Genomic DNA, 15,512 nt, shown 5'->3' on the forward strand with positions numbered 1-15,512 from the left:
GCTGTATGACGGTACTAAATTCTGCGGTTAATCCTCATGATCCGCAATTCAAAGCAAACAGCGATGCCATGACATCGCTGGTTGCTGATCTTAAAGATAAAGTGGCGACACTAAGCCAAGGTGGCGGTGAAGCACTCATCGCTCGTCATCAAAGTCGTGGTAAGTTATTTGTCCGCGACCGCATTGAAACTTTACTCGACGAAGGCTCACCATTTTTAGAAATCGGCCAGTTCGCCGCTTTTGGTGTTTATGAACAAGATATTCCCTGTGCCGGTGTCGTTGCAGGGATCGGACGCGTGAAAGGTGTTGAGTGTATGATTGTGGCAAATGATGCGACAGTCAAAGGTGGGACTTACTTTCCACTGACGGTCAAGAAACACCTACGAGCACAAGAAATCGCTGAGCGCTGCCACCTTCCGTGTATCTATTTAGTAGACTCAGGTGGCGCGAACTTGCCAGAGCAAGATGAAGTATTTCCAGACAAGCTGCATTTTGGTCGGATATTTTATAATCAGGCTCGTATGTCTGCTAAAGGGATCCCGCAAATTGCTGTGGTTATGGGATTATGTACCGCAGGCGGCGCCTATGTGCCAGCAATGGCTGATGAAAGTATTATCGTTAAAGAACAAGGCACGATTTTCTTAGCAGGCCCGCCGCTGGTAAAAGCGGCCACAGGCGAAGAAGTTAGCGCAGAGGATTTGGGCGGCGCAGATGTGCATTGTAAAGTGTCAGGCGTGGCCGATCACTATGTAGAAAATGATGAACATGCACTGTCTATCGCAAGACAATGTATATCGCGCCTTAATCATCAGCGCCCAACGAGGCCACTACTCCAAGATGCCAAGCCTCCACGTTATGATATCAGTGAAGTATATGGCATTGTCGGCACAGATCTGAAAAAACCGTTCGATGTCCGTGAAGTCATTGCCCGTATCGTCGATGACTCGCAGTTTGATGAATTTAAGCGCTACTTTGGTGAAACGCTAGTGACTGGTTTTGCCGAGATTTATGGTCACCCTGTGGGGATCGTAGCAAACAACGGTATTCTCTTTTCTGAATCTGCACAAAAAGGAGCACACTTTATTCAGCTCTGTGTACAGCGCAATATTCCACTACTGTTTTTACAGAACATTACTGGATTTATGGTCGGCCAAAAATACGAAGCTGAAGGTATTGCCAAACATGGCGCCAAAATGGTTACAGCGGTTTCCTGTGCTGATGTGCCTAAATTTACGGTATTAATTGGCGGCTCATACGGTGCTGGTAACTATGGTATGTGTGGTAGAGCATACGAACCAACTATGATGTGGATGTGGCCAAATGCACGGATCTCTGTGATGGGTGGCGAACAAGCTGCAGGTGTATTAACACAGGTAAAACAAGATGGTTTAGCGCGCAAAGGGCTTAGCATGAGTGATGTCGAAGTGAGCGAGTTTAAAAAACCGATCATTGAGCAATACGAAAAACAAGGCCACCCCTACTACGCGAGTGCTCGGCTTTGGGACGATGGCGTTATAGACCCTGCGGATACACGCACTGTGCTTGGTCTTGCATTAGAGGCAGCAAGTAATGCGCCGCAAAAAGAGTCTAAATTTGGCGTATTCAGAATGTAAGGAGCACCGATGCCTGTCACTTTAACGATAACAAAAAACAAAGTGGCGATCTTAGAGCTAAGTCGCCCAGAAAAACACAATGCCTTTAATGCAGAGGTGATTGCCGAACTTATCAAAAATATCGACTATGCCAGCGGCCTGGATGTGCGCGCTTTGATATTTAAAACCGAAGGCAAACACTTTTCAGCTGGCGCTGATCTGGCGTGGATGAAATCCATGGCAGACAATAACTACGACGAAAACGTCGCAGACTCACTAGAACTTGCCAAATTAATGCAGGTTTTAGCTACTTGTCCCCACCCGACATTATGCCTAGTGCAAGGTGCAGCTTTTGGCGGTGCACTGGGATTAATCGCCTGTTGTGACATCGCCATTGCACAGCACAACTCCAAATTCTGTTTAAGTGAAGTCAAGCTTGGTCTTATTCCGGCTGTGATTAGTCCTTATGTTATAAAAGCCATTGGTGAGCGCCAAGCAAGACGCTACTTTTTAACTGCTGAGGTATTCAACGCTGAAAAAGCTCTTGAAATGGGATTAATCCATGAGCTCAGTGACGATTTAGTTAAAAGTGAGTCTGACTTCACACAGCTGCTGCTAAATAATGGCCCTGCTGCGGTTAAAAATGCCAAAGCACTTATCAACGAAGTTGCAGGCAACGAAATCAACGAAGCGTTGATCGCCCATACAGCAAAGCGTATTGCTGAGATTAGAGTCAGTGAAGAAGGGCAAGAAGGTCTTAGTGCCTTTTTCGATAAACGTGCGCCACGCTGGCAAAACGCTGCGAACGAATAGGAGTCAATATGCTAACTAAAATTCTAGTCGCAAACCGGGGTGAAATTGCCTGTCGCGTGATGCGTACCGCGAAGAAGATGGGACTAACCACTGTAGCGGTTTACTCTGATGCTGACGCCAATGCGATGCACGTTAAGGCTGCTGATGAAGCTTACCACATTGGTCCAGCACCATCTAAAGAGTCTTATTTGGTGGCAGAAAAAATCCTTGAAGTGGCAAAGGCAGCTGATGTGGATTGTATTCACCCAGGCTACGGATTCTTATCTGAAAATGAAGTATTTGCCAAAGCGTGTGAGGCGGCGGATATTGCGTTTATTGGTCCGCTGGCAAGTTCAATCGAAGCGATGGGTTCAAAAACCCGTGCCAAGGAAATCATGAATGACGCCAATGTGCCTCTAGTTCCTGGGTATTATGGTGACAAACAAGAAGATGATTTCTTACAAGCCGAAGCGGAAAAAATCGGTTTTCCGGTACTTATCAAAGCCGCATACGGCGGCGGCGGTAAAGGCATGCGCGTGGTACGTGAGAGTAGCGAGTTTCTATCCGCTCTACATGGGGCTAAACGTGAAGCGGCGGCAAGTTTTGGCAATGACTTAGTACTGCTTGAACGCTTTGTAGATAAACCTCGTCATGTTGAAGTACAAGTTTTCGCTGATAGCCACGGTAACTGTGTTTATCTCGGTGACAGGGACTGTTCACTACAGCGTCGCCACCAAAAAGTGATTGAAGAAGCGCCCGCACCAGGTTTGAGTGATGCGATGCGCAAAGCCATGGGTGAAGCAGCAGTACGCTGTGCGCAGGCGATTAATTACCGCGGCGCTGGTACTGTGGAATTCTTACTCTGTGGTGATGAATTTTTCTTTATGGAGATGAATACTCGGCTACAAGTAGAGCACCCAGTAACAGAAATGGTAACTGGTCTTGACTTAGTCGAATTGCAATTAATGGTCGCGGCGGGTGAACCGCTACCGCTGACTCAACAGCAGGTTTCGTTATCTGGTCATAGCTTTGAAGCACGTATTTACGCAGAAGATCCTGAAGAGAACTTCATGCCGTTTTCAGGTGTACTAGCTCACCTTAGCTTTCCTGAAGCCAAAGATGGCGTAAGAATTGACACAGGCGTGCAGCAAGGCGATGAGATCAGCCCGTTTTACGATCCTATGATCGCAAAGCTGATTGCTCACGGCAAAAACCGCGAGCAAGCATTACTCAAACTAAAATCGAGTTTAGAGCAAGTCCATCTGTGTGGTTTAAAATCCAATATCGCATTTTTGCACCACCTAGCTGGACACCCTACTTTTACAACCGGTGCACCAGATACCCACTTTATTGATACGCAAACTGAGGTACTAACTCAATCGAATACGCCGTTGGATAAAATGGTGCTACTAGCAGGTGCAGCCTATCTTAGCCACCAACAACCATGTAAAAAGACGGTGTGGGGAAACTTAGGCTTTAGACTTAATCAAACCGCGAAAGTTGATTTGCCATTTGTGGATCATGCTGCCTGTGCCTATCAATCTCAAGATGGTTGGAAGATTTCGTTTAACGAGCAAATCCATCATGTTGAATGTAAATTAGAAGGACAACAGTTAACGGTAGTCATTGATGGTGCCCGATTACGCGCAAGTGCAGTTGTTACCGAAACCGCCATTACCATTATGTATGGCCCTCATCAACATACCGTTGAGCTTAAGTCAAAGCATTATATTAGCGATCATGAGCACGAAGCTGCGCCTTTGGCTGCCCCATTAAACGGCACTGTCGTTAAGCATTTATTGTCCGTCGGCACCCAAGTCAGCAAAGGTGATGCTGTAGTGATTATAGAAGCCATGAAGATGGAATATACCCTCAATGCGCCTTTCGATGGCAAGCTGACTTCATACTGCTTTGCAGAGGGTGAGTTGGTCAGTCATGGCGATATGCTGGCGATTGTTGAGGAGCAAGACTAATGGCTGACTATCCGGCTCGCGTAAAAATTGTAGAAGTAGGTGCACGGGATGGCTTACAAAATGAAGTCAGTGTTGCCACTGAAGCTAAAATAGCGCTGGTTAACGCACTTAAAGATGCTGGCCTCAAGCACATTGAAGCTGGTGCATTTGTGTCACCCAAATGGGTGCCACAAATGGCTGACTCAGCTGCGGTTATTCAAGGCTTTACGCGTAGTGATGACGTTGAAATAAGTGCGCTGACGCCAAACCTCAAAGGCGCTGAGCTTGCACTTGAGAATCAGGTTGACGAATTTGCTATTTTTACAGCAGCTAGTGAAGCGTTCACCCAAAAAAACATCAACTGCACTATTGAACAGAGTATTGAGCGCTTTCGCCCCGTTGTTGATCTTGCACAAAAAAACAACATAAAAGTAAGAGGTTATGTAAGCTGTGTGGTTGGCTGCCCATATCAAGGAGCTGTACAGCCAGAGCAAGTTTTAGCGGTATGTAAACAATTGTTGTCACTTGGTTGTTATGAAATTAGCCTAGGTGACACTATCGGTGTTGGTACACCTAAAAAAGTCCAGCAGTTACTCACCTTGTTACTACAACATATCCCAGCTGACAAGCTTGCGGTGCATTTCCATGATACTTACGGACAAGCTTTAACGAATATTCACACTGCTCTACAAATGGGGATCGCGACTGTTGATAGCGCCGTTGCAGGGCTCGGTGGTTGCCCTTACGCCAAAGGTGCGTCAGGAAATGTTGCCACTGAGGATGTAGTTTACTTGCTGCAAGGGCTTGGCATTGAGTGTGGAATTGATTTAGAAAGGCTAGCAAAAGCAGGGTGGACAATTTGTGATGCGCTAGGTAAGACACCAAGCAGTAAAGTGTCGTTGGCACTCAAACAAACTTGTCAATCTTAAAACAATAACATCATTAGGAGTGGGCTTATGGCCGGTTTCGATAAAGTCGTATCAAGCTACAGCGAAGCGATGGCAGGTCTGAAAGATGGTGATACCATCATCGCAGGTGGCTTTGGCTTGTGTGGTATTCCAGAAGGCTTAATTGCAGAAATTAAGCGCATGCAAACAAAAGAATTGACTGTAGTTTCGAACAATTGTGGTGTCGATGATTTTGGTCTAGGTATTTTGCTTAAAGATCGTCAGATTAAGAAAATCATTGCATCTTATGTCGGTGAAAATGCGCTGTTTGAACAGCAACTTCTTGACGGCATTATCGACGTTGAGTTGACACCACAAGGGACGCTTGCAGAGAAAATGCGTGCTGGTGGTGCTGGGATCCCAGCTTTTTACACAGCAACAGGTTATGGTACACCTGTCGCACAAGGTAAAGAAGTAAAGGAATTTGATGGCCGGCCGTATATTTTAGAAGAGTCGATCACCGGTGAGTTCGCTATTGTTAAAGCGTGGAAAGCTGATCGCTATGGCAACTTAGTATTTCGCCACACAGCAATGAACTTTAACCCAATGGCGGCAACAGCTGGAAAAATCACGGTAGCGGAAGTAGAAGAGATTGTGGAGCCCGGCGAGCTTGAGCCGAGCCAAATCCACACCCCGGGCATTTATGTCAATCGCGTGATCAAAGGTGACTTTGAAAAACGTATTGAACGTGTCACAACGCGCAAATAGGAGGCAATCATGGGTTTAAATCGTGAACAAATTGCGATGCGCGTGGCGCAAGAGCTAGAAGATGGTTACTACGTAAACTTAGGCATAGGCATTCCAACCTTAGTTGCTAACTATGTACCTAGCGGCATTGAAGTAATGCTGCAATCAGAAAATGGCTTGCTAGGCATGGGTCCCTACCCAACCGAAGACCAAGTTGACGCTGATATGATAAACGCTGGTAAAGAAACCGTGACAGCTGCGACGGGTGCAGCAATTTTTAATAGTGCAGAAAGCTTTGCCATGATCCGTGGTGGTCATGTAGACTTAACGGTACTAGGTGCATTTGAAGTTGATCAGCAAGGCAATATCGCGTCTTGGATGATCCCGAAAAAATTAATCAAAGGCATGGGTGGTGCAATGGATTTAGTTGCTGGTGCACGCAACATCATAGTGACCATGACCCATGCTAGTAAACACGGCGACTCTAAGCTACTTGAATCATGCACACTCCCGCTTACTGGCGTGAACTGTGTAAAGAAAATTGTCACTGATTTGGCTGTGTTAGAAGTAAAAGATGGCGCATTCCATTTGCTAGAACGCGCACCGGGTGTTAGTGTTGATGAAATAATCAGCAAAACTGCGGGTAAACTTATCGTTGATGGCGATATTCCTGAGATGCAGTTTGAGGCTTAATAAGCCGCCACATTACCCAAAAATGTACCGACCTCATTCCCAGTGCCAAAGGCGCTGAGTTACCCAAAACCCCTCGCAAGAGGGGTTTTTTTTCTTGTTCTTATTAAAAAACCTTCACTTTATACCAATTTTCTTAATTAAGTGGTCTATGTTGAGGTGAGAAAATCTTGTCGATAACACCGCTTCCGCGTCCTGCTCACGCCGAGGTACCTACGTCCTGTAGGCAAGTCAAAAATTTTGCTATTTAGTTGTTCTAAATAAGAAACTTTTAACGCTGTTAGCGTCAGATTTACTCCTTCAAATTGAGCAAGTATTAAGTCAAATTGGCATTACCTCACTCTGTATGTCTAGTTGATGAATACGATGATTTTTAAATAAAAAATTCAGTAACCATTTACTTTTCAATCTCACCCCCTAAACTAGTAAGCGTAGGTTTTACTGGTATTGCGCATTTGCTTTCCGGTACGACCAAGACGTAAAGAGTTGTTGCTTTTCATACCAATTATCTTAATTAAGTGGTCTATTTTAAGGCGAGAAAATTTTGTCGATAACTAGGCAAAAGTTTTGCTATTTAGTTATTCTAAATAAGAAATTTTTAACGCAGTTAGCGTCAGATTTACTCCTCAAAATTGAGCAAATATTAAGTCTAATTGGTATTAGCATCGACTGATTATCAAGTTGACGTAATTCCAATTTGCTTAATTACATGCTTTTGTATAAGGCGAGTTGGTAAGTAGATTGATGTTTTAATCTTATTAGCATAGCAGTTCGGTTGGTTTATCTTAATTACAAGTATTGAGGCAATATACTGTCACTGTAACTAACATAAACCCATCACAGGTGCGTGGAGCCATTCTTTTGATGCAATTGAAATGTATTGATCGAGTGAGAACGCCAAATAATCTAGACTGGGCAAAATTTTTTGTAACTTAAAGGGTATGACGTAACAGCGAGTGATAGTAGGTTTCGTGGTTAACGAAGCCATTGCAAATAGCTATTGACTGGTGTTAAAGGTCACAGTTTTCTTTGTTTCACTGCCTATTTAGTTTATGTCGAATTGTTATTTTATAGTGTGTAATTTTTAACTTATACCAATTATCTTAATAAACTTGCTATTTTGAGACGAGAAAGTCTTGTCGATAACACCGCTACAGCGCCCTGCTATCGCCAAGATACCTACATCCATGTAGGTACAAAATTTCTAACGCGGTTAGCGTCAGACTTACTTCTTCAAATTGAGCAAGTAGTAAGACAAAGTGGTATAACTACTATGTCAGCTTGATGTCTTATCACGATGAGAACAACAAGAGGGTATCATGGGCAATAACCACGATAAATACAGCATCGATAATACGGACTACACCGTTGGGCAAGACAACGTGCAAAAGTGGGGGTTTGATGTACATAACCCCGTGTTTGGCGTAAGTGCAGGATTAATATTAGCTTTTTTAATTGCTGTATTATTGGTCGATGCAAATACAGCGAAAACCACGCTTGATGGCATCAAGTGGGACATCATAGGTAATTTTGATGTGCTATTTATGTGGTCGGGGAACTTCTTTGTCTTATTCTGTCTAGTACTTGTGCTTTCCCCCTACGGAAAGATACGCTTAGGCGGTGAAAATGCCAAGCCTAGTTATAGCCGAGCATCTTGGCTTGCTATGTTATTTGCCGCAGGTATGGGGATAGGCCTAATGTTTTGGGGCGTCGCTGAACCTGTAGCATATTATACTGGCTGGTATGAAACGCCATTGAATGTTGCAGCTAATACCCCTGAAGCTGCCGAACTTGCCATGGGCGCGACCATGTATCATTGGGGCTTACACCCTTGGGCAATTTACGCAGTGGTTGCACTTTCCCTAGCATTTTTTGCCTACAACAAGGGACTACCGCTGTCGATCCGCTCTATCTTTTATCCTATCTTAGGAGATAGAGCATGGGGTTGGCCTGGGCATATCATTGATATTCTTGCTGTACTTGCTACCTTGTTTGGTCTTGCGACGTCACTTGGTTTGGGTGCACAACAAGCTGGTGCTGGGATCCAGCATGTATTTGGTATAGAGGCAGGACTTAGCCTTGAAATTGCCGTGATCGCGGGCGTAACTGTCTTGGCGATTATTTCCGTTGTCCGCGGTATTGATGGCGGAGTAAAATTACTCAGTAACATTAATATGCTAATAGCCTTTGCATTATTACTATTCGTTGGTATCGCAGGTTTTGCAATTGCCTTGGGTAATATTCCGACAACTTTAATGGCTTATATTGAAAATATCATTCCGCTAAGTAACCCTCATGGGCGTGACGATGAGGCATGGTTCCAAGGCTGGACAGTATTCTATTGGGCATGGTGGATATCTTGGTCACCGTTTGTTGGTATGTTCATCGCTCGTGTGTCAGAGGGACGAACCATACGCGAGTTTATCACCGCAGTATTATTAATCCCGACATTGGTAACCGTGATCTGGATGTCAATTTATGGTGGCCTTGCTATCGATCAGGTAAAAAATGGCATTGGTGCGCTTGGCACAAATGGCTTAACTGAAGTGCCTTTAGCTATGTTCCAGATGTTTGAAAACTTACCTATGAGTGATTTACTCTCGTTCACTGCGATTTTACTTGTACTGGTTTTCTTTATTACTTCGTCAGACTCAGGCTCTTTAGTTATCGATAGTATTACCGCTGGCGGTAAAATCGATGCGCCAGTACCACAACGTATATTCTGGGCGAGTATTGAGGGTGCGATTGCGGCTGCGCTACTGTGGATCGGTGGTAAAGAGGCGATTGAAGCACTGCAAGCGGGTGCCATTTCTACAGGTTTGCCGTTTACCTTTGTACTACTGCTGATGTGTGTAAGTTTGATCCTTGGGCTAAGGACTGAGCCTAAAAGCTAACAGTCGTTAATGCCATTACAGGCGGAGTTTGATGTATGCTCCGCCTTTTTGTTATTTGGATTTAGCTCCACCAGCGCTTCACCATATCTGATGGATCTAAACAATACTGAGCCTGGGCTTGAAGTAACTCTGCCGTTGCCAAGGCATCGGACAAAGCATGGTGGGGCTGGTAATATGGAAGCCCATAGCGCTTTCTGCAATCAGCTAAGCGTACTGAAGGAATGGGTTTACGTTTAAGCTTATCAAGCCAGTTTCTAGTATTATTTATTGCTGACTTCTCAATTTCCATTGTATCAATGACCGGAAACTCAATTCCTTCATCTACTCTTGCCATAAGCGCAGAGTTAAAAAATGACTTCTCGACAAACTGATAATGCACCACGATGACTCTACCATGAAGCGACGCAAACACCTCCTCAAGAATATCCTCCAGATCTGGCGCGCTTTCAACTTGAGAATGGGTTATCCGATGAAGTACCACAGACTCTTTAGCAAGTGGACTCGTTGGTTTAACTAACCAGTGCTTTGCTTGCGCTACGCGGATCCGCCGCAAATCAAATGGCACCACGCCAACACTCACTATGTCATCGATATTTGGATTGAGCCCCGTGGTTTCAAAATCAAGCGCAACAAATTCGCACTGACCCAATTGCTGATAAGGGTCAACCACACCTTGTTGATAAAATGACTTAAGTCTTGGATCTCTCGCCACTTTTGCCAAATGCTCGAAGCGATTTGGCCATGACATAATCTCACCCTGCATCTTTACACCGCTATTTCATCATGGATTTATTTTGGTAGCGAAACTTTAAAAAGCTTTGCGCTTTGTCTAACACACCAAATGCTTCTTTCAAATTGCGCTGCTCAAAATCAGAGAGTGTTTCAGGTGGTAAACTGTTATCTGGCTTTTCACCCTGCTCAATTTGCCAGGCTTGATGGCGAATACGCATGATAGCGATGTATTCAAGTGCAGCTTGTAGATCTAATACTTTACCTTTAGGAAGTATATTTGCTTCGTCAATATCTTCGAGTCGTTCAAAGGAGTTTTGTTTTTTAGAGCCAACACCAAGCGCATGTACACGAACCAAATCCGAAAGTGGTGCTGTGCCACGTCGTTTAATATTCATCGACCGTCTGTGCTCACCATCTTGCTCCAAAACAAAGCCATTAAAAAAGCCAAGTGGTGGTGTTCTTCTTAGCGCATTATGCGCCATTGCCGCTAAAAATTTAGGTGTACTTTTTGCCTTTTTACTAACAAATGCGGTTAACTTCTCCGCCCACTTTACTTCCCCCCATACCCCTTCCAAGTCAAAGAAAATTGAGCTATTGAGTAAGGCTTCTGGACTAGGCTTATCAATCCAACTTTCAAACTGTGATTGCCATTGACTAAATGTTAACCGCCAAGCAGGATTGGTCGCCATAATGCCACCATCACAGTACTTATATCCGCAGTTTGCAAGGCCGTCACACACAAATTTTGCGAGTTGCTCAAAGTACACTCCATGCTCTGTAGGTTTATAATCGTCATCTAAGATCAACGCGTTATCCTGATCCGTTACAATTAGCTGCTCGTCCCGAGCCATTGAGCCCAGAGCAATAAAACAGTAAGGGATCGGGGGGGGTCCTAATTTTGCCTCTGCTAACTCGAGCAATTTATGTTTAAATGTTTTACCAATAATAGACATAGCAGAGCCAATCATATGTGAATTAGCATCTTCATTGACCATGCGAGTGAATATTGCAGGGAGCTGTTTAGCATAACTGGCAAGATCCTCAACGCTTTGCTGATCCATCAAGCCTCTTACAAATAGCAAACTACTTTGTGACTCATAACGCAAAATATCAGAAAGCGCCACAACTCCAATTGGTTTGCGTTTATGAACTACAGGCAGATGATGAACATTGTCTTTGAGCATCAACATCATGGCTTCAAATACGTACGCATTAGAATCTACAATCACCAAATCGGTAGACATAATCTCAGAAACCGGCGTTTGATAGTCAAGCCCTTTAGCAACAACGTTTACCCGCAAGTCTCTATCGCTGATCAACCCGACAACTTGACCATCGTCCTCATCGGGGTCTTCTACCACAGGCTTTTCAGGATCATAAATTAGTAAAGATGAAACCTGCTCTGTTGCCATCACTTGTGCGGCTTGTTGCACTGTTGCATTACGTTCGACGTATACCACATCACGTAGCAATAGTTTACGTACTTTAGCAGTGGTTAAGTCGTTACTATCTGCTTGCTCAGATACTGTTATTTTGAGCCTAGCATTGTCATCAGCTTCAAAATAATCAGCAAATGCCTCATAGACATCGCAGTATTCATCAAATACACCCACAGGAATGCAATACACTAATGTATCTTCGAGGCTTTGCGCCCCAAAGCGAACCTTACGATTCATCAATAAACCGCGTTGACCAAAGATCCCCCCTGCTGATATACGATTGTATAATTCACCCGAGCGGCGGAATAATTCCACAGCACCAGAGCGGATCACATACAGGTAAGTGATTTGCTCACCATACTCCAGAATGCGACTCCCCCCACGGTAATAGCCAACTTCAACTTGGCTTGCAAGGCGGTGTAGTGCCTCCTGCGGTAAATCCGAGAATGGCGGATAAGCGATTAAAAAGTTGGCAATTTCCTGATGTTCAACTTCCATGGTTTGCCCTGAGGTAAAACAAAAACTCTCTCTATTGTGGGCAACGAGGTCTGAATTTGCAATCAAAGTCTGCCTAGCAAGAGGTTAAATGACAAAGTGCTGTTAGCTATGCTGTTGTTTTGATTCATATCACTTTAAAAACTGACGAAACCGCCTCATACTAGAGGTCTATAACCATTTGCAACAGGAATCGCACTCATGACTTATGAAGTCAATTTCGATGGCTTAGTAGGACCAACTCATAACTACGCCGGTTTATCTTACGGTAACGTGGCCTCTCTTTCTAACGCTACCAGCATTTCAAATCCAAAAGAGGCGGCGTTACAAGGCCTTGAAAAAATGAAAGCGATGCACGACATCGGCTTAAAACAAGGGATATTCGCCCCTCATGCGCGCCCAAGTTTGTCACCACTGCGCCGAGTTGGCTTTTCAGGCACTGATGCCCAAGTATTAGAAAAAGCATATAAGCACGACCCAATTTTACTACGTGCTTGCTATTCTGCTTCGGCAATGTGGACTGCAAACGCTGCGACTGTGTCACCGTCTATTGACTCAAATGATGGTAAAGTTCATTTTACCAGCGCTAATTTAAACTGTAAGTTTCATCGCTCCATAGAACCAACCACCACAACCAATTTACTACGCGCTATGTTCGCTGATGAACAACACTTTTCACACCATCAGCATTTACCTGAACAGCCCTTTTTTGGCGACGAAGGTGCCGCGAACCATACTCGTTTAGCTGATGATCATGCAAGCCAAGGTGTTCAGTTATTTGTCTATGGCTCAAGTGGTTTTAACAGTAGTATTAAAGGCCCCAGCAAATACCCTGCACGACAAACCCTTGAAGCGAGTCAAGCTGTTGCAAGGCTACATCAATTAAATGAAAAACAAGCAATTTTTATCCAGCAAAACCCAAATGTTATTGACCAAGGCGTGTTCCACAATGATGTGATTGCTGTAGGTAATGAGAATGTACTATTTTGTCATGATCAAGCCTTTATCGATCAAACCAATAGTTTGACCAAAATCAGACAAGCATACATTGGTGAAAAGCCGTTGCACATTGTTGAAGTGCCAAGTCACGCCGTAAGTGTGGAAGATGCGGTAAAAAGTTACTTATTTAACTCACAGTTGATCACCTTACCATCAGGTGAAATGATGTTAGTTGCACCTGAAGAATGTGCAAAAAATACCAATGTTGCGGCCTACATAGAGTATATGCTTGGTGCGAATAACCCTATCTCGCAAGTACGCTTTTTTGATTTGCGTCAGAGTATGCAAAACGGTGGTGGACCTGCATGTTTACGATTACGAGTGGCGCTTAACGATACAGAATTGCGTGCTGTTAACCCTGAAATCATGATGAGTGATGACAAATTTGCTCAGCTCAGCGCTTGGATCAACAAGCACTATCGTGATCGCGTAACAGAGCAAGACTTAGCAGATCCCAGTTTGTTGCACGAGTCTTACGCAGCGCTTGACGAACTGACACAACTGCTTAATTTGGGCAGTGTTTACGAGTTTCAACAAGCCTAATAACCGCACACACTTAGCTCAAGTTAATTGGTTTTAGACTTGAGCTAACACCACACTCGTTTACTTGAGGGCAATAGTAATAAACGCTTACGTTACAGCAGAAACTCACTCACGAAACTTTGTTAACCCATAAATCAGTCCAGCGCGCTGTTACTTTTCAGCTAGTAAGTTAACAGCCCAGGTCTCCAACATACCATCACTATTTAATGTCACCAGCGTGTTTGAGTTCGGTACATACATATCCACAACTGTAGCGCCTTCATTAGCGGTACGTATTGACCAAGTACCAAGCTCTTCACCACTATCGTAGCGCCAAATTGACAAGTGAGATTTAGACGATGAAGTAGCCAGTAGGCCTGAATTAGAAATAAATTTAGCTTTTCTAAACATTTTAAATCGCGCCATATATTTTAATTCGCTGATCAGCTTACCTGACTCAAAGTCCAGTACATGTTGCGCATTTAAGCCATCGGAAACAAAAAGGTGCTTACCATCAGGACTCACTGTCAGGCTAGTAACTCTGTGATTGAACTGATGTTGATACACAGGTTCTGGCGAAGCGAACTGCCACATCGCGACTAAACCATCTTGCGCACCGGTGACAAAATACTCTGCATTTTCATGAAATGCTAAATGTTCGATAGGTCTAGAGTGCGGCATAAAACGATTGTTTATTTTGGTGAATAAATCAGCCATATTTACCGAACCATCGTCCATCGCAACAAGTAGCCTTTTATTATCGTGAGATAACGCCAATGACGAGATTGAGGCAAGTGGACTAACCCCAGCAAACGGTACATTCGTGACAAGCTTTTGTTTGGGAACAGACCAAATTGATATCAAGTTTTCACCAGCTATGATAAGCATACTCTTATCATCGGACAAAAGTAGCGCCTTGACTGGGGTTTTAACTTTGTCTTTTGGCACTTTAAAAACAATGGATTGATCGGCATTGTCGTGTATCTGAATGTCAGCGTTACCGTCAAGTGTGACTGTCCACTCACCATCTTTTGAAAAGTGCCCAATTATCACACCGTTTTGTGTCAACTGACTGGTTACCCCTTTACTTATCTCAGGTTGACTGCCACAACCTATTAAAAAGCAAGCAAAACACACCACACACATCAACCGAAACATCTTAAACCCTTTATGTACAACGCATTTATTTCAACTACTGCCTTTACATATCGACCAATTGCAGACAAACTTAAACTATTGTGAATAATTTTATATTGCATATGGTGTATTTTAGCATGACAAAGCCACTCCTAAAGCAAGTCGTTGTTTTAATTTTAGCAATTTTATTTCTTTCTGGATGCGGCTCTGATGAAGATGCCGTTCGCGGTGATAAAGACACCCCAGGCTATGCTGCAACTATGTATTTTGACGCGTTATATAATCAAAAAAACTTAAATGCTGCGATGGAAATTTCAACTCCTCGCCACGCTAGGATCATGCGCTCTTATGGCACAGCCTCTCAGTTTGCTAGAAACCTCGTGAATATGCAGTACGATGAAGTAACAATCGAAGTCGACATGACCAATCAAAGCCTTCGCGAACAATATGGTAATACAGCAAAAATAAATCTCATTTTTACTGGCCAACTACATGGTGAACAAGTGGATGATATGCGTAGCGTCAGTATGGTTCGTAAAAAGGGTAAGTGGTATGTAGATAAAGTGTTGGCAGACCCATTCGCACGATAGACAGAATGACAAAGTCCCCGACTAACCTAGTCGGGGACTTGCGA

At 43.9% G+C, this 15,512-nt stretch carries 12 protein-coding genes; 9 read left to right on the forward strand and 3 right to left on the reverse strand.

All coding sequences use genetic code 11. The features are described 5' to 3' along the window. The first annotated feature begins 5 nt into the window (after window positions 1-5). From F9Y84_RS02685 to F9Y84_RS02715, 7 genes are all read left to right on the forward strand, one after another. Entirely contained in the window at window positions 6-1,613 is a 1,608-nt protein-coding gene (locus F9Y84_RS02685; protein ID WP_147390008.1) for a carboxyl transferase domain-containing protein, read from the forward strand. A gap of 9 nt (window positions 1,614-1,622) precedes the next feature. Beyond that, entirely contained in the window at window positions 1,623-2,405 is a 783-nt protein-coding gene (locus F9Y84_RS02690; RefSeq protein WP_147390007.1) for an enoyl-CoA hydratase-related protein, read from the forward strand. 8 nt (window positions 2,406-2,413) lie between these two features. Continuing rightward, complete coding sequence (locus F9Y84_RS02695; protein ID WP_147390006.1) at window positions 2,414-4,357, forward strand: acetyl/propionyl/methylcrotonyl-CoA carboxylase subunit alpha; 1,944 nt, start codon at window positions 2,414-2,416, stop codon at window positions 4,355-4,357. Next, window positions 4,357-5,265: a hydroxymethylglutaryl-CoA lyase gene (locus F9Y84_RS02700; protein WP_147390005.1), complete on the forward strand. Its 909-nt coding sequence runs from the start codon at window positions 4,357-4,359 to the stop codon at window positions 5,263-5,265. Before F9Y84_RS02695 ends, F9Y84_RS02700 begins: the two co-directional genes overlap by 1 nt. A 27-nt stretch (window positions 5,266-5,292) precedes the next feature. Further along, window positions 5,293-5,991: a CoA transferase subunit A gene (locus tag F9Y84_RS02705; RefSeq protein WP_125254336.1), complete on the forward strand. Its 699-nt coding sequence runs from the start codon at window positions 5,293-5,295 to the stop codon at window positions 5,989-5,991. Window positions 5,992-6,000: 9 nt separating this feature from the next. Then, window positions 6,001-6,663: a CoA transferase subunit B gene (locus F9Y84_RS02710; protein WP_125254337.1), complete on the forward strand. Its 663-nt coding sequence runs from the start codon at window positions 6,001-6,003 to the stop codon at window positions 6,661-6,663. 1,316 nt (window positions 6,664-7,979) lie between these two features. After that, entirely contained in the window at window positions 7,980-9,554 is a 1,575-nt protein-coding gene (locus F9Y84_RS02715; RefSeq protein WP_128732808.1) for a BCCT family transporter, read from the forward strand. Window positions 9,555-9,615: 61 nt separating this feature from the next. Here F9Y84_RS02715 and F9Y84_RS02720 read toward each other — a convergent pair whose 3' ends face one another. Beyond that, window positions 9,616-10,317 carry a 3'-5' exonuclease gene (locus tag F9Y84_RS02720; RefSeq protein ID WP_128732809.1) on the reverse strand — a complete coding sequence of 234 codons (702 nt, stop codon included), beginning with the start codon at window positions 10,315-10,317 and terminating at the stop codon, window positions 9,616-9,618. A gap of 10 nt (window positions 10,318-10,327) precedes the next feature. Continuing rightward, the gene (locus tag F9Y84_RS02725; RefSeq protein ID WP_147390464.1) at window positions 10,328-12,223 is read right to left on the reverse strand and encodes a DUF294 nucleotidyltransferase-like domain-containing protein; all 1,896 of its coding nucleotides are present in this window, start codon (window positions 12,221-12,223) and stop codon (window positions 10,328-10,330) included. Between the two features lie 198 nt (window positions 12,224-12,421). Between F9Y84_RS02725 and astB the strand changes: the two genes are divergently transcribed. Further along, complete coding sequence (astB, locus tag F9Y84_RS02730) at window positions 12,422-13,762, forward strand: N-succinylarginine dihydrolase (RefSeq protein ID WP_147390463.1); 1,341 nt, start codon at window positions 12,422-12,424, stop codon at window positions 13,760-13,762. Between the two features lie 150 nt (window positions 13,763-13,912). Here astB and F9Y84_RS02735 read toward each other — a convergent pair whose 3' ends face one another. Then, window positions 13,913-14,899 (reverse strand): WD40 repeat domain-containing protein, encoded by a 987-nt coding sequence (locus F9Y84_RS02735; protein ID WP_147390462.1) that lies wholly within the window; start codon window positions 14,897-14,899, stop codon window positions 13,913-13,915. Between the two features lie 116 nt (window positions 14,900-15,015). Here F9Y84_RS02735 and F9Y84_RS02740 point away from each other — a divergent pair, with 116 nt between their 5' ends. Further along, window positions 15,016-15,468, forward strand: coding sequence for a hypothetical protein (locus tag F9Y84_RS02740; RefSeq protein ID WP_147390461.1), 453 nt, complete (start codon window positions 15,016-15,018; stop codon window positions 15,466-15,468). The last annotated feature ends 44 nt before the right edge of the window (window positions 15,469-15,512 follow it).

The sequence above is a fragment of the Pseudoalteromonas peptidolytica genome (assembly GCF_012641745.1).
GTDB classification, from domain to species: domain Bacteria; phylum Pseudomonadota; class Gammaproteobacteria; order Enterobacterales; family Alteromonadaceae; genus Pseudoalteromonas; species Pseudoalteromonas peptidolytica.